Annotated in this window: 21 protein-coding genes; 5 read left to right on the forward strand and 16 right to left on the reverse strand. The window is 69.5% G+C overall.

Annotated features, from left to right (window positions below):
- Positions 1 to 189: 189 nt before the first annotated feature.
- On the forward strand, positions 190 to 933 hold the full coding sequence (gene bshB1 / locus VF632_RS22960; protein WP_331025271.1) for a bacillithiol biosynthesis deacetylase BshB1: 744 nt from the start codon (positions 190 to 192) through the stop codon (positions 931 to 933).
- A gap of 290 nt (positions 934 to 1223) precedes the next feature.
- Here the strand turns inward: bshB1 and VF632_RS22965 are convergent, their stop codons facing one another.
- Complete coding sequence (locus VF632_RS22965; RefSeq protein WP_331025272.1) at positions 1224 to 1562, reverse strand: hypothetical protein; 339 nt, start codon at positions 1560 to 1562, stop codon at positions 1224 to 1226.
- A 140-nt stretch (positions 1563 to 1702) separates the two neighbouring features.
- Between VF632_RS22965 and VF632_RS22970 the strand changes: the two genes are divergently transcribed.
- From VF632_RS22970 to VF632_RS22985, 4 genes are all read left to right on the forward strand, one after another.
- Positions 1703 to 2836: a cysteine desulfurase family protein gene (locus VF632_RS22970; protein ID WP_331025273.1), complete on the forward strand. Its 1134-nt coding sequence runs from the start codon at positions 1703 to 1705 to the stop codon at positions 2834 to 2836.
- An 86-nt stretch (positions 2837 to 2922) separates the two neighbouring features.
- Positions 2923 to 4014 (forward strand): tRNA 2-thiouridine(34) synthase MnmA, encoded by a 1092-nt coding sequence (gene mnmA, locus VF632_RS22975; RefSeq protein WP_331025274.1) that lies wholly within the window; start codon positions 2923 to 2925, stop codon positions 4012 to 4014.
- A 15-nt stretch (positions 4015 to 4029) separates the two neighbouring features.
- Complete coding sequence (locus VF632_RS22980; RefSeq protein ID WP_331025275.1) at positions 4030 to 4230, forward strand: type II toxin-antitoxin system HicB family antitoxin; 201 nt, start codon at positions 4030 to 4032, stop codon at positions 4228 to 4230.
- A gap of 16 nt (positions 4231 to 4246) precedes the next feature.
- Complete coding sequence (locus VF632_RS22985) at positions 4247 to 4405, forward strand: hypothetical protein (RefSeq protein ID WP_331025276.1); 159 nt, start codon at positions 4247 to 4249, stop codon at positions 4403 to 4405.
- A gap of 57 nt (positions 4406 to 4462) precedes the next feature.
- Here VF632_RS22985 and VF632_RS22990 read toward each other — a convergent pair whose 3' ends face one another.
- The 15 genes from VF632_RS22990 to aroF all read right to left on the reverse strand — a co-directional run bounded on the left by VF632_RS22990 (position 4463) and on the right by aroF (position 15168).
- Positions 4463 to 4696, reverse strand: a complete 234-nt coding sequence (locus VF632_RS22990) for a hypothetical protein (protein WP_331025277.1) — start codon at positions 4694 to 4696, stop codon at positions 4463 to 4465.
- Positions 4697 to 4811: 115 nt separating this feature from the next.
- Positions 4812 to 5942 carry a J domain-containing protein gene (locus VF632_RS22995; RefSeq protein ID WP_331025278.1) on the reverse strand — a complete coding sequence of 377 codons (1131 nt, stop codon included), beginning with the start codon at positions 5940 to 5942 and terminating at the stop codon, positions 4812 to 4814.
- 46 nt (positions 5943 to 5988) lie between these two features.
- A complete protein-coding gene (locus tag VF632_RS23000; protein ID WP_331025279.1) occupies positions 5989 to 6576 on the reverse strand; it encodes a nucleotide exchange factor GrpE in 588 nt (195 codons plus the stop codon).
- 128 nt (positions 6577 to 6704) lie between these two features.
- Positions 6705 to 7550, reverse strand: coding sequence for a lysophospholipase (locus VF632_RS23005; RefSeq protein ID WP_331025280.1), 846 nt, complete (start codon positions 7548 to 7550; stop codon positions 6705 to 6707).
- Between the two features lie 22 nt (positions 7551 to 7572).
- Positions 7573 to 8220: a CDP-alcohol phosphatidyltransferase family protein gene (locus tag VF632_RS23010; protein WP_331025281.1), complete on the reverse strand. Its 648-nt coding sequence runs from the start codon at positions 8218 to 8220 to the stop codon at positions 7573 to 7575.
- Positions 8221 to 8231: 11 nt separating this feature from the next.
- Positions 8232 to 8810, reverse strand: a complete 579-nt coding sequence (locus VF632_RS23015) for a GTP-binding protein (protein ID WP_331025282.1) — start codon at positions 8808 to 8810, stop codon at positions 8232 to 8234.
- Positions 8811 to 8823: 13 nt separating this feature from the next.
- Positions 8824 to 9327, reverse strand: coding sequence for a roadblock/LC7 domain-containing protein (locus tag VF632_RS23020; RefSeq protein ID WP_331025283.1), 504 nt, complete (start codon positions 9325 to 9327; stop codon positions 8824 to 8826).
- A complete protein-coding gene (locus tag VF632_RS23025; protein WP_331025284.1) occupies positions 9327 to 9638 on the reverse strand; it encodes a hypothetical protein in 312 nt (103 codons plus the stop codon). The genes VF632_RS23020 and VF632_RS23025 overlap by 1 nt, the downstream gene beginning before the upstream one ends.
- A 126-nt stretch (positions 9639 to 9764) precedes the next feature.
- Positions 9765 to 10352, reverse strand: coding sequence for a recombination mediator RecR (gene recR, locus VF632_RS23030; protein ID WP_331025285.1), 588 nt, complete (start codon positions 10350 to 10352; stop codon positions 9765 to 9767).
- Between the two features lie 7 nt (positions 10353 to 10359).
- Positions 10360 to 10680, reverse strand: a complete 321-nt coding sequence (locus VF632_RS23035; RefSeq protein ID WP_331025286.1) for a YbaB/EbfC family nucleoid-associated protein — start codon at positions 10678 to 10680, stop codon at positions 10360 to 10362.
- A gap of 92 nt (positions 10681 to 10772) precedes the next feature.
- Positions 10773 to 12830: a DNA polymerase III subunit gamma/tau gene (gene dnaX / locus VF632_RS23040; protein WP_331025287.1), complete on the reverse strand. Its 2058-nt coding sequence runs from the start codon at positions 12828 to 12830 to the stop codon at positions 10773 to 10775.
- A gap of 135 nt (positions 12831 to 12965) precedes the next feature.
- A complete protein-coding gene (locus tag VF632_RS23045) occupies positions 12966 to 13415 on the reverse strand; it encodes a DUF2442 domain-containing protein (protein ID WP_331025288.1) in 450 nt (149 codons plus the stop codon).
- Positions 13393 to 13650: a DUF4160 domain-containing protein gene (locus VF632_RS23050; RefSeq protein WP_331025289.1), complete on the reverse strand. Its 258-nt coding sequence runs from the start codon at positions 13648 to 13650 to the stop codon at positions 13393 to 13395. The genes VF632_RS23045 and VF632_RS23050 overlap by 23 nt, the downstream gene beginning before the upstream one ends.
- Before the next feature lie 74 nt (positions 13651 to 13724).
- A complete protein-coding gene (locus VF632_RS23055) occupies positions 13725 to 14132 on the reverse strand; it encodes a YraN family protein (RefSeq protein ID WP_331025290.1) in 408 nt (135 codons plus the stop codon).
- Positions 14110 to 15168 (reverse strand): 3-deoxy-7-phosphoheptulonate synthase, encoded by a 1059-nt coding sequence (aroF, locus tag VF632_RS23060; RefSeq protein WP_331025291.1) that lies wholly within the window; start codon positions 15166 to 15168, stop codon positions 14110 to 14112. Before aroF ends, VF632_RS23055 begins: the two co-directional genes overlap by 23 nt.
- Positions 15169 to 15299 lie beyond the last annotated feature (131 nt).

The raw sequence follows: 15299 nt of genomic DNA on the forward strand, positions 1-15299 counted from the left end.
CCCCCATCCCCAGCCCTTCCCCCGCTAACTGCGCGGGGGAAGGGAGCCAGTCGAGTGCGCGAGGCCAGCCGGAGCGCAATCGAATTCTCCCCCCTCCCCTGCGCAGCGGGGGCCAGGGGGAGGGGGCTACCGCAGCATGCGAGGCAACCGGTCGAACCCCGATCGAAGTTCTCTCAACCAAGCAGACCCGTGACCGACGACGAGACGCTCGCCCCGCCCGTGGACCTGCTGGCCATCGCCGCGCACCGTGACGACGTGGAGCTGCTCTGCGGCGGCACCATGGCGAAGACGGCGGCGCAGGGATATCGCACCGGCATCCTGGACCTCACCGCTGGCGAGCGGGGCACGGACGGCAGCGCGCAGTTGCGCGGTGCCGAGGCCGACGCTGCAGCGCGCGTCCTGGGCGTCACCGCGCGCCGCAACGCCGGGCTGCCCGATGCTGGGCTGGAGAACACGCCCGAGACGCGCCGGCTACTGGCCGGGTTCATCCGCGCGTTCCGGCCGCGGGTCGTCATCATCCCGTACATCACCGGGCGTCACCCCGACCACCGCATCGCCTCGCAGCTGGCGTACGACGCCTGCTTCTTGGCGGGCCTCGCCAAGCTCGATGCGCCGGGCCAGCCGCACCGTCCGCACAAGATCCTCTACGCGCTGGCGTACCGCGAAGACCCGGTGAAGCCCAGCTTCGTCGTCGACATCACCGACCAGATGGAGACGAAGATGCAAGCCGTGCACTGCTACTCCAGCCAGTTCGATGGCAAGACGTGGGGCGGCGAAGTCTTTCCGGGCGGCGACCGCCCGCTGTACGACCAGGTGCGCATGCACGCCGCCCGCTACGGCTCGCTGATCCGCACGGAATACGGCGAACCCTTCCACGTCGTCGAAACCATGCAGGTGGATGACGTGGTCGCGCTCCCGGTGCGGAGCATTTGAAGTGCGTGAGTGCGTGAGTGCGTTGGGGGGTCCTGGGCGGACTGGGGATCGCGAGTGGAGCGGGGGGCAGACGGGGGAAGGGGCGGCTGAGCTGGGGAAGCTCCCAAGCCGAGGCAAAGCGCGCAATCTGTCATCCAGAGGCGCAAGCGCACGGCACCATCCCGTACCTCAACTTGTGCGCGCCGAAGGATCTAACCTGAGAAACCCCTCAGCCTGGGCGCGGCAGCGGCGCGAGTCCCAGGACCTCGGAGCCCTTACTTTCGCACTAACGCACTAACGCACTAACGCACTCACGCACTCCCCTCAATGCAGTGCACTTCCACGACCAGCCGCTTCCAGCTCGGCACGTCGGTTCCGTGCACGCGGACGGCCGTGGCGGTGGCGCCGCCGCCGCGCTGAAGCCACGGCGCCAGCCACTTGTTGATCTCAGGCGGCAGGTGCCCCAGCGGCTCGCCGCCGCGCGCGTGCACCCACACCGCGGGATCCTCCTCCATCGGCGGATCGGGGATCAGGATCAGGTCGTCGCCCTGCACCACCGCGGCCACGTGCACGGCGCGCTCGCCGAAAAGGGTGCCGTGCACGGTGGTGCGAAAGGTCGGCGGCTGGCCTTCGGGAAGCGGCGGAATCATCGGAAAAGCGCACGGGTGGAGTGGTCGTCCTGGCGCGGAATGTAGTGCGCTCCGGCGCCGCTCTCAACCCTGGCGACGGCGCCAGCGAAACCTAAGCGCCACTGGCGTTTATCAAGACGAGCCGAACGCCCCGGAAGCCGATGCCCGATCCCGTGTACCTGGACTATGCCGCCACCGCGCCGCTGCGCCCCGAGGCGCGCGACGCCATGCTGGCAGTGCTTTCCGAGCGGTGGGGCAACGCGTCCAGCATCCACCGCTGGGGCCGCGAGGCACGCGCCGCGCTCGAAGACGCCCGCGCCCGCTTCGCCGCCGTCATCGGCGCGAGCCCGGCGGAGATCGTCTTCACCCGCGGCGGCACCGAGGCCGACAACCTGGCCGTGCTCGGTCGGGCTGGGCTGGACCCGAGCAGATCCGTTGCCTGCTCCGCGATCGAGCACAAGGCCGTGCTACAGGCGACGCGCGCGGCCCGCGCCAGTTCGCTGCACGAGATCGCGGTCGACGGCGACGGCAGGATCTCCGTCGACAAGGTCCGCGCGATCGTGGCGAGCGATCCACCGTCCGTCCTCTCGGTCGTGTGGGCGAACAATGAGGTGGGCGTCATCCAGCCGGTGGACGAGATCGCTGCGATCTGCCGGGACGCGGGCGTCGTATTCCACTCCGACGCGGTGCAGGCGCTGGGAAAGCTGAAGGTCCGGGTGGATGATGTTGCGGCCGCGCTCCTGGCCTTCAGCGCGCACAAGATCGGCGGGCCGAAGGGTGTGGGCGCGCTGTTCGTCCGCCGGGGTACGCAGTTGACGCCACTGATGCATGGCGGAGGTCAGGAGCGCGGACTTAGGCCAGGGACGGAGGACGTGGCGGGCGCCGTCGCCTTCGCCGCGGCCGCGGAAGCCGCAGAGGCGGAGCGCGATGAAGTGATGGAGCGGGTCGGAGCATTTCGCGACCGGCTGGAGTCAGGGCTTCGCGCACGCGTGCCGGGCTTGGTGGTGAACGCCGCCTCCGCTCCCCGCCTGCCGACCATCAGCAACGTCTCCGTCCCGGGCGTCGATCCCGAGATGCTGCTGATGGGACTGGACCTGGAGGGCATCGCGGCGTCATCGGGCTCGGCCTGCAGCAGCGGCGCGGTCACCCCGTCGCACGTGCTGACGGCGATGGGCGTGGCGCCGGAGATCGCCGGTCCGTCCGTGCGCTTCTCGCTGGGACGCGAGACGACGGAAGCGGAAATCGATCGCGTGCTGGACGTCTTTCCAGCGCTGGCCGAACGCGTCCGCCACTAAGCAGTTGAAGTTCTCCCCTCTCCGCACGTTGTTTGTGCGGGGAGGGGTTGGGGGAGGGGCCTCGCAGTTTCACGAGAAGGGAATCGATGGAGAAGAAGACCGTCCTCGTGGCGATGTCGGGCGGCGTGGATTCGTCGGTGGCGGCGGCGCTGCTCGTGGAGCAGGGCTACAACGTCATCGGCGCCACGATGAAGACGTTCTGCTACTCGGAATCCGAGTCGGAGGCGAACGGCCCGTCGAAGACGTGCTGCGGGCTCGACGGCATCCTCGACGCGAAGCGCGTGGCGGACCGGCTGGGCATTCCGCACTACGTGTTCGACGTGGAGAAGGAGTTCACGCGCGACGTGATCGACGACTTCGTGTCGGAGTACGCGGCGGGGAGAACTCCGAACCCGTGCGTGCGCTGCAACGGCAACACCAAGTTCCGCGACCTGCTGAAGCGCGGCCGCATGCTGGGCTGCGACTTCATCGCCACCGGCCACTACGCCCGCATGGGCGCGGACGAGGCCGGCAACCCCGTGCTGCTTCGCGGGCAGGACGAAAAGAAGGACCAGTCGTACTTCCTGTGGGCGCTGCCGCCGGAGCTGCTTCCCCTGCTGCTGTTTCCCGTGGGCGAGCTCACCAAGCCCGAGGTGCGCGAAAAGGCCCGCGAGCTGGGCCTCTCCACGGCCGAAAAGCCGGAGAGCATGGAAATCTGCTTCGTGCCCACGGGCAACTACGCCGACTTCCTCTCTCGGAAGCTGGGGAGCGAGCACGCATCGCTCACGCCCGGCAAGCTGGTGACGTCTTCGGGAGAGGTGCTGGGCGAGCACGATGGCTATGCGCGCTACACGGTGGGCCAGCGGAAGGGGCTGGGCGGCGGGCGCTCGCTGCCGCTCTACGTGATCGGCACGCGGCCGGCGACGCGCGAGGTGGTCGTGGGCACGGCGGACGAGCTGGTGCGCGAGGACGTGCGGATCGACGACCTGAACTGGCTGGCCGCGCCCCCCGCGCCGGGCGACGCCATTCGCGTCCAGGTGCGCCACCGCGCCGCGGCCGTGCCGGCGCGAGTCGTGTCGGTGGAGGACGGTACGGTGAACCTGGTGCTGGACCAGCCGCAGCGCGCCATCACCCCTGGCCAGTCCGCCGTGATGTTCAGCGGGGACGTGGTCCTTGGCGGCGGCCGAATCGCGATGTAGCCGATCGGAGGGCCAATGATCTACAAGGTGGTCCTGCACCGCTCGAACGAAGGCTACAGCGTCAACTGCCCGGGATTGACAGGCTGCTGGTCAGAAGATGACGCCCGGGACGAGGCGCTGGATAACATCCGCGATGCAATCCGCGAGTATCTGGCCGTTGCCGAGTCGCGTCAGAGCGGAACGTCGCAGCACGTTGCACATCAGCACGAACGCTGACTGGGGCGAGGAACTGATGGACATCGTGAAAGAGAATTGCTTCCCGCCGTTCCCTTGGGCCGAGACGATCATGAACGCATTCGGCCTGGCGATGGTAGTGCTCGCGTGGCGGAGCATGAGGCAGGCACGTCCGCCCGCGTGGGCGAAGGCAGGCCGGCGCGGCGCGGTCGCGTAACGAAACGGGAGCGGCGCACGTGGCGCCGCTCCCGATTTTCATTCCCTCAAGCTGAGCTCAGTCCAGCTCTTTCGACTGTGCCAGCATCTGGCGGAGCTGGTCTACCGAGCTGTCGTGGATCATGTCCTCGGCGTCGGCCTCGTCGCCCTGCAGCTCCACGAAGCGCGCGCGCATGGCCCGGTCCGACACGCAGTGGAAGATCACCTTGGGCCGGATGGAGAGGCCGAAGCGTCCCCCCGAGGCAAAGGCTTCCCAGGTCAGCAGGTTCTCGTCGGTGAACGTCTGGCTCATTGCAAGTTCTCAGTACCAAGTGCCGAGTGCCAAGTACCTAGTGCGGTAGCCAGGGTGCCAGCTTCGTGCCGGTTCGTGGAACCGGCACTTGGTACTTCGCACCTGGTACTGCAGTTCAGTGCCGCAGCCCCGCGGCGGCGGCGAACTCCTCGAATTCCTTGCGCGCCGGCTCGTCCAGCGTCTCGGGCACGTCCACCTGCACCTTTACGAACTGGTCGCCGCGGCGGCCGGCCTTTTCCACGCCCATCCCCTTGATGCGAAAGCGGCGCCCGGGCTGCGTTCCGGGCGGCACCTTCAGCACCACCATGGGGCCATCCACCGTCCGCACCTTCACCTTGGAGCCCAGCACGGCCTGGGCCAGGTTCACGTGGATGGTGCAGTTCAGGTCCAGCGCGTCGCGCGAAAAGAAGCGGTCGGGCTCCACGCGAAAGGTGAGCACCAGGTCGCCCGGCTGCCCGCCCGAGGCGCCGCGCTCGCCCTGGCCGGCCAGGCGCAGCTTGGAGCCGGTGTCCACGCCGGCCGGCACCGTCACCTGCACCGCGCGCTCGCGCCGCACCTGGCCCGCGCCCCGGCAGGCGGGGCACGGCTCGCTGGGTACGCGCCCCTTGGCGCCGCACATGGGGCAGGGGCGCGAAACGCCGAACCCGCCCGCGCCGAACGTGACCGTGCCACTGCCCTTGCACTCCGGGCAGGTGTTCACCGTTGCGCCGGGCGCCGCGCCCGAGCCGTGGCAGCTGCCGCACTCCTCCGTCACCGGCACCTGCACCGTCACCTTGCCCCCCCGAACCGCGGTGCGGAACGGGATCTCGACCATGTACTCGATGTTCTCGCCACGCTCCGGCCCGCCCGGCCGCCCGCCGGCGCGCTTCTTTCCGCCGAAGTCGAAGAACGAGCCGAAGATGTCGCCCAGCGGCGAGCCGCCCAGGTCCAGGTCGTCGAGGTTGATGGACTGCGCGCCGCCAGGCCCCGGCCGCGCGCCGCCGCCCCCCGGGCGAAAGCCGCCGCCGAACCCGCCGAACGCGCCCAGCTTGCGCATCTGGTCGTACTGCTTGCGCTTCTCGTCGTCCGAAAGCACGGAGTACGCTTCGGAGATTTCCTTGAAGCGCTCCGCCGCCGCCGCGTCGCTGGCGTTGGCGTCGGGGTGGTACTGTTTGGCCAGCTTGCGGTACGACTTCTTGATCTCGTCGGGCGTGGCGTTTTCGGCCACGTCGAGGATGCGGTAGAAGTCCTTGGTCTGTGTCGCCATCGTGTGTCCGCCATGGATAGCGGCCGCCCCGGCGGGGCGGCCTTGCTCAACCCGGGTGCTTCTTCACGACGACGCGCGCGGGGCGCAGCAGCACGCCCTTGTACCGGTAGCCCTTCTGGTACACCTGGGCCACGGTGTTGTCCTCCTCCGGGGTGTCGGCGGGCACGGTGGTCAGCGCCTCGTGCACCGTGGGGTCGAACGGCTTCCCCTCGGCGTCGATGGCCTCCAGCCCGGCCGCCTCCATCACCCGCAGGAACTTCTTTTCCACCATCTCGGCGCCCTCGTGGAGCGCGCCCGCGGCGGTGGTGGCGGGGTCGAAGTCGGCGATGCGGGCGAGGTCGTCCAGCGGCTCCAGCAGCCGCTCCAGGATCTGCGCCTGCGCCCGCACCATGTTCTCGGAACGCTCGCGCTCCACGCGCTTGCGGTAGTTGTCGAACTCCGCCGCCAGCCGCAGGTGCCGGTCGCGCATGGTCGTAAGCTCGTCCACCCCGCCGCTCCGCGTCTCGGCCTGGCTGAACGACGCGTCTCCGCCGACCGCGGCGCCGTCGCTCGCCCCCTGGCCGTCGTCCGCGCCCGCGGGAACCTCGTTCTCCACCGCCTGCCCCTCGGCGGCCGTGCTGTCCTGTTCGCTCATCGAACTCCAGACGTGCTGTGCATATGATCCAAACGCCGGCCCCACCGGGAGCCGGCGCGCGTCGCCTGCTCGTACCCGTGCGGAAGGTGGCAAGCCACGTTCCACGTAAACCCGCCAGGATGGCAGGTTCAGCCCCCTTGCGCCTCCATCCACTCCGCCACGTCGGCCACCGCGCGGTGCCGGTCGCGCTCGTTCAGCGACTCGTGGCGGAAGCCCTCGTACCTTCGCACCTGCACCGCGGCCGGGTGCTGCGCCGCCCACCGCGCCACCGCCTCGGGCATCACCACCCGGTCCGCCGTGGGCGACAGCACCAGCATGGGCAGCTTGATGGTGTCGCGCTCGCGGAACGCCGCCTCGATGGCGCCCAGGAACTCTGTGTACAGCCGCGGCGTGACGACGGGGTGCACCAGCGGGTCGGTTCGATAGGCCTGCGCATAGCCCTCGGCCATCGACAGCTCCGCGGGATCGATCCCGTTGGAGATGGGCACCCACGGCGCGATGCGCGACAGGACCCCCGCCATCGCCGTCTTCCACCGGGGCGCCTTCACCGCCACGCCCAGCAGCGGCGCGGAGAGGATGGCTCCGCGCAGCTGCGCCTCGGGATGGGCCTGCAGGTAGCGGATGGCGATCAAGCCGCCCAGCGAGTGGCCCAGGAGGAAGGTCGGCACGCCGGGCGGCGTCTCCCCGGCGATGCGCGCGCGGAACCCCTCGAAGTCGCGGACGAACTCGCCGAACTCGGAAACGAAGCCGCGCCGGCCCTGCGACCTGCCGTGGCCGCGGTGGTCCAGCGCGTGGACGGCCACGCCGCGGCGTCCCAGGTCGGCCGCCAGCGGGGCGTAGCGGCCGGCGTGCTCGCCCAGCCCGTGGGAGACGATCAGGACGGAGCGGGGGGACGGAACCGGCCAGGAGCGATAGGAAAGGCGCAGCCCGTCGGCCGCGCGCAATTCGCCGGAGCGCTCGTCCAGGCCGGACACGCGGGTCAGCCGGCGCGGCGGGTCACGACGCGTCCCGCTTGCGGCCCAGGATGCCGAAGTCGCGCAGGTACACGTACAGCGAGTACACCGTCAGCACCACCGCGATGGCCAGCGACACCATGGTGAACCCGGCGTGGAACTTCTGCCAGAAGCTCCAGAAGGCGGTGTCCCACGCGTTCTCGCGCGCGGCCGACTGCAGGGCATACCAGAAGATGGCCGCGCCCACGAAGATGTTCTGGAACACCGCCTTCAGCTTGCCCGCCTTGCCCGCCGCCAGGATCACCCCGCGCCTGGCCGCATAGCCGCGGAACACGGTGATGAAGATCTCCCGGCCGAAGATCACGATCAGCACCCACAGGGGCAGCACCCCGCCGAACCAGGGAAACCGCGTGTGCGGCTCCCACCCGTGCGAGAGCAGGTAGAATGGGATGAAGGTGAGCGCGAGCAGGAGCTTGTCGGCCAGCGGGTCCATCAGCTTGCCGAAGTCGCTGACAAGGTTGCGCGAGCGGGCCAGGTGGCCGTCCCACAGGTCCGAGAAGGCGGCGGCCAGGAAGACGATGAACCCCGCGAGCCGCCACGAGAAGGCGTCGGTCACGATCATGGGCGCCACCACCAGCGCCAGGACGATGCGCCCCAGCGTGATCGCGTTCGGAAGGTTGCGCCAGGCCATGGTGTGTCCGGTCAGCTCAGGGCTTTGATCACCAGCTTGCTTACCGCCTTCAGCGTGTCGAACACGCCGATCCCCCGCACGCCCACCGCCTCGAACGTGGGCACGTTGCTGGGGTTCAGCTCGCGCTGCAGCTCCTCGAGCGAGGAGATGTTGGGCAGGTCGCGCTTGTTGTACTGGATGACGAACGGGATCTCGCGAAGGTCCAGCCCGTACTCCGTCAGGTTATCGTACAGGTTGTGCATGGACTCGATGTTCGCGTCCAGCCGCTCCACCTGGCTGTCGGCCACGAACACCACCCCGTCCACCCCCTTCAAGATCAGCTTCCGCGACGCGTTGTAGTACACCTGTCCGGGAACCGTGTACAGGTGAAAGCGCGTCTTGAACCCGCGGATGGAACCCAGGTCCACCGGCAGGAAGTCGAAGAAGAGCGTTCGTTCCGTTTCCGTCGCCAGCGAGATCAGCTTGCCGCGGGTGTTGGGCGCCACCTTCTCGAAGATGTACTCGAGGTTGGTGGTCTTGCCGCACAGGCCCGGGCCGTAGTACACGATCTTGCAGTTGATCTCGCGCGAGGCGTAGTTGATCATCGACATGGACGTGGCCCTTTCAGAGATCGCCGAAAAGGCGGTCGATCTCGTCCTCCGCCTCGTCCATGAAGCCGGCCTCCACGCGCAGCCCCTGGGGGGCTGCGGCGGACCGTGAGAACATCTCGCTGAACACCTCGGAAAGCTCGCGCACTACCGCCTTCACCTTGATCCGGATCATCCCCAGGGTGGTCCGGTTGTCGAACAGGACCACCAGGATCACTCGCCGCACCACGTCGGCAAGGTACATCGATTCCTTCTCGCCCTGGTGAAAGAGCGAGGAAAACTCCGTTTCGCCGATCATCGACGCCAGCTGGTCGTTGGCCGAAAAGTCGGCCGCGGCCAGCGACGCGAACGCCACCGAGTCGAACTCGGGCTTTTCACCCGCGGTGGTCACCAGCTGCCCCGTGCGGTCCACCAGCAGCGCGCAGCGGGCGCCCGCGTCGTACAGGAAGTCCTGCAGGATGCGGTCGATGCGCTGGACGTCGCGCTCCTCGAAGCTCCAGCTGCTCGCGCCGCCGGCCATCAGGCCACCTCGGCGGGGTGCCGGGCCGCCACGCCGGCTTCCACCCGCGCCAGCACCCCCTGCGCCCGCTTGCGCAGCAGCGGGCGCTGCTCCCACGCCAAAAAGTCGCGCAGCAGCAGCACCGTGTCGACCGACGCCGGAACGCCGCCCAGGTACTCCAGCGCGGCCAGCCGGCGCAGCGGGTGCGGGCTGAACAGGTCGCGGCGGCTGCGGCTGATTTGGTCCCGCAGCAGCAGCGCGCCCAGCCCCGCCGCGGCGGCGATGGCCAGCAGGGCGAAGGCGGCGGTGCGGACGATTCGATTGCTTTCCATCACCCGGAGGCGGTGGGGATCTGCGATGGGGGTGAACGCGGCATCAAAGTAACGGGCAAGGCCCGAAAAAACAAAAGGCCGCGGTTTGCTCCGCGGCCAATGGGCAATTCCCGGGCTAGACGCGCGCTACAGCTCCCGCCGCCCCGCCAGCGCCTCGGCGATCGTCACCCCGTCGGCGTACTCCAGGTCGCCCCCCACGGGCAGCCCGCGCGCGATGCGCGTGACGCGGAGTCCCAGCGGGGCCAGCAGCCGGGCCAGGTACAGCGCCGTGGCCTCGCCCTCCACGCTGGGGTTGGTGGCCAGCACCACCTCGCGCACTTCGCCGGCCCCCGCACGCTGCACCAGCGGCGCCACGTTCAATTCCGACGGCCCGATGCCGTCCAGCGGCGACAGGCGGCCGCCCAGCACGTGGTACAAGCCCCGGTACTCGCCGGTGCGCTCGATGGCCATGATGTCCGACGCTTCCTCGACCACGCACAGCGTCGCCACGTCGCGGCGCGAGCTCAGGCAGATGCCGCAGGGGCTGGCGTCCGACAGGTTGCCGCATCGCTCGCAGGGGCGAACCTTGTCGCGCACGTCGACGATGCTGCGCGCGAGCCGCCGCGCGTCTTCCTCCGGCGCCTTCAGCAGGTGGAACGCCAGGCGGAGCGCCGTCTTCCTTCCGATCCCCGGCAGGCGCGAGAACTCGCCCACCAGCTCGTCGATGGCCGACAAGCGAGGCTCAGAGCCCCGGGACGGGGAAGGGAAGCTGGAAGCTGCCCGCCGCCTTGCGCATCTCCTCCTCGTACAGCGCGTTGGCCCGGTTCTGCGCCTCGTTCACGGCGGCCAGCACCAGGTCTTCCAGCATCTCCACGTCGTCGGGCTGCACGACGGACGGGTCGATCTTGATGGTGCGCAGCTTTCCCTTTCCATCGGCGGTGACGGTCACCATGCCGCCGCCGCTGGAGCAGGTGACGGTCTTCGACGACAGCTCGGTCTGGAGCTGCGACATGCGGGCCTGCACCTGCTGGCCCATCTGGAGGATCTGCTGAAGGTTGTTCATCTATCCGTACGGTCAGATTCGGACACCCAGTGAACTGCGCCTGCGTCCAAGACGGCGCAAGATCCGGCCCGTGAACAGGGCAGATCCCGCGCTCAGTCCAGGAGTTCCAGGTCCCATGCTTGTACCGCAGCCGCCAGGACCGGTTCCCCTTCCGTCAGCCGCTGCAGCCGGTCGCGACGGGCGCTTTCGGCGGTGATGCGGTTGCCGCCCGCCTGCTGCGCCGGCGCCTCGCCCACGCCGAACGAAACGGTCACCGGCCCGCCCAGGCGGCGCGCCAGCGCGTCTTCCAACGCGCGTTTGGCGACGGGGGTGGACAGCTGCTCGACGACGGGCGCGTTGGGGGGCAGGTCCACGCGAAGGGCGCGGGGGCCGGTGAGCACCAGCTTGGCGGGCTTCAGGAACAGGCTGGCGCCCCGGGGAACGCCGTCGCCGTCCTGCAGCAGCGAGGCCCACGCCCGCCGCACCCGCGCGCCATCCAGATCACCCGCATCGCCGTCCGCGGCGGGCGCGCGCTCGTCGGGCGGGGGAGGGGGCGCGAAGTCGCGCGGCGCATACGGCTCGCGCGAGCGGGGTGCGTCGACTATGACGTCGTCCGGCTCCGGCGGCGGGGGCGCGTCGTCGAACGACGGCGGGCCGAAGTCCGCGGGCGGCTCGGGCGCGCGGAACGACTCCGGCCGCGGGACCATTGCGGGCGGCGCCTCGATCTTCCGCACCGGCGCGTCGACGATCGGCGCAGGCGTCGGGGGAGGAGCGGCCGGGGCCGCCGTTTCGGCTCGCGGCGGCACCACCAGCTGCTGCGCCGGATCGGGTGCCGCAACCACGGCCGCCGCGACGACGGGCGAAACTGGTTCGGCCGGGGCTACGGGCGTCGGCTCCCGGGGGGCCGACGTAGCGGCGGGCGGGGAAGGGGAAGCGGACGGCTCGGTCAGGCGGCCGGCGGGCGATTCAGACGCCGGCCGGCCGCCCCCGGAGTTTCCCCGGGATTGCCCGTCCCCGCGCCCGCCGCCGCCCAGTGCGGCGAGCACGTCTTCGAGGCTTACCGTGCTTTCCAGGTAGGCGAAGCGCAGGAGCAGGAGCTCGATGAGGATGCGCTGCTCGCCGCTCTTGCGGAAGCGGCCGTCCGCGTCGAGCTCCGCCACCTGTGCCAGCATGCGCAGCAGGTCGCCGGGCGCGAAGCGCGACGCACACTCGCGCAGGGCGGGGTGCAGGTGCGCCGGCACGCCCTCGGGGTCGCCGCCGTCCAGCCGGGCGATCAGCAGCGAGCGAAGGAAGTCCGCCAGGCCGCGATAGAACTCCGACAGGTCGTACCCCTGCTCCAGCAGACGGCCGACGAAGCGGAACACGTCCGCCGGCCGCCGGTCGGCGATGATGGCGAACAGTTCCAGGAACACCTCGGAGCCCACCAGGCCCAGGATGCGCCGCACGTCATCCGCCGTGGGCGCGCCCTCGGTGAAGGAGAGCACCTGGTCCAGCAGCGACAGCCCGTCGCGCATTCCCCCGTCCGCCTTCTGCGCGATGGGCACCAGCACCTCGTCGCCGACGGTGATGCCTTCGTGCCCCAGCACGGTGCGCAGCCGGGCGACCAGGTCGGGGGTGGAGATGCGATGGAAGTCGAAGCGCTGGCAGCGCGAAAGGATGGGCGCCGCGAGCTGCTGGATCTTCTGCGGCTCGGTGGTCGCGAAGACGAAGATCACCCGGGCGGGCGGCTCCTCCAGGATCTTCAGGAGGGCGTTCCATGCCTCGCGGGTGAGCATGTGCGCCTCGTCGATGATGTAGACCTTGAAGCGGTCTTCTTCCGACGGGGCGTACATGGCCCGCTCGCGCAGCTCGCGTGCGTCGTCGACGCTGCGGTTGGAGGCGGCGTCGATCTCCACCACGTCCAGCGAGGTGCGCCCGGCCCAGATGCGCTCGCAGCTGTCGCAGACGCCGCAGGGCTCGCCCTCGGCCGTGCGGTCGGGGCAGTTGAGCGCCATGGCCAGCACGCGCGCCAGCGTGGTCTTGCCCACGCCGCGAGGGCCGCAGAACAGGTAGGCGTGCGCCACGCGGTCGCGCTGCACGGCCGAGCGAAGCGTCTCGGAAACGTGCTCCTGCGTCGCCACTTCGCTGAACTGGCGCGGGCGGTATCGGCGTGCGAGTGCGGTGCGGGACACGGAACTGCCGGGGAACGCGGGGGATCGGCTGCGACGACGACGAATATAGCCGCGCGCCCCCCTCGCCTCAACGGTAGTGACGCTGTGAAGCGGAACGTGGCGGCTCGCGTCTGGGGACGCCGCGACCGCCACCGATCAGGTCGCGGCCGGCTCCTTTGCGGGCCGCTTCTTCCGCGGCCGGCCGCCCTTGCGTCCGTTCGCCCGCGCCGCCGCGGCCTTCCGCTCGCTCGTGGAGGATCCGCCTCTGCTGGCGAAGGACTTCAAGAGTGCGTCGCCCAGGATTCGCGCGAGAATCCCCGACACTTCGATCCCTACGTCGAGATCATCCCAGTAGATGCCATCGCCGGAAGCCGTTGTGTAGACCTTGGCGAGTTCGTCGGGACTTTCGCTGGCGAGTTCTGGGAAGAGATCAGGCGGAAAGGCGAACGCACTCCCGAGCTTCAACTCCACGACAATCCGCCCGCTCGCGGCATCGTAGGCCACGGACTTCGCCCGGGGCTCCGTCAGATCGGCGATGCGCTCCGCGTCGTCCGCCGCCGGAAGTTGGGCCAGAATCTCGGCTTCAGTCAGTCTCGGAAAGTCCATGAATCCTTCTCCATGCGCTCATGAGTTCCTCCGCATACACCTCTACCAGGGCGACAGCGGCGACAGCGTCGCGGTCGGTCATTGCACGCCGGCTGAGCACGCCCGCCGGGGCCCCCGCCGTTGGCAGGAGAATCTTCGCTCTCGCGCCCCGGCGGTAGACGTGCACGTGTGGACGGCCGTGGTCATCGGTGTGAATCCAGATGCGCCAGCTCCCTTCGCGGATGATGACGGGCATGAGTATACCTATCGGCTTGGGTTTTGGTCAAGGCAGAGGAGCCCGGCCCGAGCGCGCGTGAGGCGCCGCGCGGCTCAGTACATCCGCCACGCATCCTCCACGTGCTCGATCACGGGCTGGCCGCCGGCCGGGAGCAGGATGGCGACGGCGTCGAAGCGGTACACGTCGCGGGGCCGGCCGAACTCCTTGATCCACGCGGCCGCGACGGTCTGGATTTCTTTGCGTTTTTTTCGGGTGATGGCTTCCAGCGGGTGCCCGTAACCCATTCCCCCACGCGTTTTTACCTCCACAAACGCGACGACCTCGCCGCGGCGTGCGACGAGGTCTATCTCTCGGTGTCCTAATCTGTAATTGCGGTGGAGTATCACCCACCCCCGGTCCGCCAGGTGGCGGGCCGCCAGCTGTTCCCCCCGGTCGCCCAGCGTCTTGTTGCCGCCGGGCGGGCGTGGGGGGCGGCCGTTACCCGGCGGCCCCGGCACCATGCGTGGCAGCCAACGGCGGCACCATCCGCGTGCCGATGGCCGTGGCGATCACGGCGATCTGTTCCATCAACTCACCGAACTGGTCGGGATACAGCGACTGCGCGCCGTCGCTCATGGCGCGCTCCGGGTCCGGGTGCACCTCGATCATCAGCCCGTCGGCACCGGCGGCGACGGCGGCGCGCGCCATGGGGATCACCTTGGCGCGGAGCCCGGTGCCGTGGCTGGGGTCGGCGATGATGGGCAGGTGCGAAAGCGACTTGACCACCGGGATGGCCGTCAGGTCCAGCAGGTTGCGGGTGTGGGTGTCGAAGCTGCGCACCCCCCGCTCGCACAGGATGACGTTGGGGTTGCCCTCGGCCAGGATGTACTCGGCCGAAAGCAGCAGGTCCTTCACCGTGGCCGCCATCCCGCGCTTCAGCAGCACCGGCTTGCCCGCCCGCCCGGCGCGGCGCAGCAGCGAAAAGTTCTGCATGTTGCGCGCGCCGATCTGTACGATGTCGGCGTACTGGGCCACCAGGTCCAGGCTCTCGGAGTCGATGGCCTCGGTGACGATGGCCATCCCCGTTTCTTCGCGGGCACGGGCCAGCAGCTTCAGGCCCTCCTCGGCCATCCCCTGGAACGAGTAGGGCGAGGTGCGGGGCTTGAAGGCGCCGCCGCGAAGGATGGTGGCGCCCTGCTCGCGCAGCCGGTGCGCGATGCCGATGATCTGCGCCTCGCCCTCTACCGAGCAGGGACCCGCCATCACCGACACCTCACCCGCGCCGATGCGCGTGCCGTTGCCAAGCGTGACCACGGTGGGGTCGTCCCTCCACTCGCGCGACACCTGCTTGTACGGCTGAGAGACGTGGATGATCTCCAGCACGCCGCTCTGTGCCTCGAGCCGGTCGGCGTTCACCTTGCCGTCGTTGCCCACCAGACCGATGGCGGTGCGCTGCTTTCCAGGCATGGGACGGGCCTCATAGCCCATCTCGCGTATCGTGGCGACAACGGTGTCGATGTCCTGCTTCGTCGCGTCGTGCCTCATGACGACCAGCATGGTCCAGATCCAGACGGGGGAAAGAATTTGGGATGCTTGAATGTAACTCGGCCAGCGGTCCCGCGTCCATGGATTGGAGGCGCTGCAGGCTAAACTCGCCAGTAAACGTGTCTGAAAAGATGTGCCGATGC

Source organism: Longimicrobium sp. (genome assembly GCF_036388275.1).
Taxonomy (GTDB): domain Bacteria; phylum Gemmatimonadota; class Gemmatimonadetes; order Longimicrobiales; family Longimicrobiaceae; genus Longimicrobium.

What these genes read in the sequence shown, in the direction of transcription:
- VF632_RS22965 (WP_331025272.1), bottom strand. Translation starts at nt 1,562, where the DNA reads ATGATTCCGCCGCTTCCCGAAGGCCAGCCGCCGACCTTTCGCACCACC.
- VF632_RS22970 (WP_331025273.1), top strand. Translation starts at nt 1,703, where the DNA reads ATGCCCGATCCCGTGTACCTGGACTATGCCGCCACCGCGCCGCTGCGC.
- mnmA (WP_331025274.1), top strand. Translation starts at nt 2,923, where the DNA reads ATGGAGAAGAAGACCGTCCTCGTGGCGATGTCGGGCGGCGTGGATTCG.
- VF632_RS22980 (WP_331025275.1), top strand. Translation starts at nt 4,030, where the DNA reads ATGATCTACAAGGTGGTCCTGCACCGCTCGAACGAAGGCTACAGCGTC.
- VF632_RS22985 (WP_331025276.1), top strand. Translation starts at nt 4,247, where the DNA reads ATGGACATCGTGAAAGAGAATTGCTTCCCGCCGTTCCCTTGGGCCGAG.
- VF632_RS22990 (WP_331025277.1), bottom strand. Translation starts at nt 4,696, where the DNA reads ATGAGCCAGACGTTCACCGACGAGAACCTGCTGACCTGGGAAGCCTTT.
- VF632_RS22995 (WP_331025278.1), bottom strand. Translation starts at nt 5,942, where the DNA reads ATGGCGACACAGACCAAGGACTTCTACCGCATCCTCGACGTGGCCGAA.
- VF632_RS23000 (WP_331025279.1), bottom strand. Translation starts at nt 6,576, where the DNA reads ATGAGCGAACAGGACAGCACGGCCGCCGAGGGGCAGGCGGTGGAGAAC.
- VF632_RS23010 (WP_331025281.1), bottom strand. Translation starts at nt 8,220, where the DNA reads ATGGCCTGGCGCAACCTTCCGAACGCGATCACGCTGGGGCGCATCGTC.
- VF632_RS23015 (WP_331025282.1), bottom strand. Translation starts at nt 8,810, where the DNA reads ATGTCGATGATCAACTACGCCTCGCGCGAGATCAACTGCAAGATCGTG.
- VF632_RS23020 (WP_331025283.1), bottom strand. Translation starts at nt 9,327, where the DNA reads ATGGCCGGCGGCGCGAGCAGCTGGAGCTTCGAGGAGCGCGACGTCCAG.
- VF632_RS23025 (WP_331025284.1), bottom strand. Translation starts at nt 9,638, where the DNA reads ATGGAAAGCAATCGAATCGTCCGCACCGCCGCCTTCGCCCTGCTGGCC.
- VF632_RS23035 (WP_331025286.1), bottom strand. Translation starts at nt 10,680, where the DNA reads ATGAACAACCTTCAGCAGATCCTCCAGATGGGCCAGCAGGTGCAGGCC.
- VF632_RS23045 (WP_331025288.1), bottom strand. Translation starts at nt 13,415, where the DNA reads ATGGACTTTCCGAGACTGACTGAAGCCGAGATTCTGGCCCAACTTCCG.
- VF632_RS23050 (WP_331025289.1), bottom strand. Translation starts at nt 13,650, where the DNA reads ATGCCCGTCATCATCCGCGAAGGGAGCTGGCGCATCTGGATTCACACC.
- VF632_RS23055 (WP_331025290.1), bottom strand. Translation starts at nt 14,132, where the DNA reads ATGGTGCCGGGGCCGCCGGGTAACGGCCGCCCCCCACGCCCGCCCGGC.
- aroF (WP_331025291.1), bottom strand. Translation starts at nt 15,168, where the DNA reads ATGCTGGTCGTCATGAGGCACGACGCGACGAAGCAGGACATCGACACC.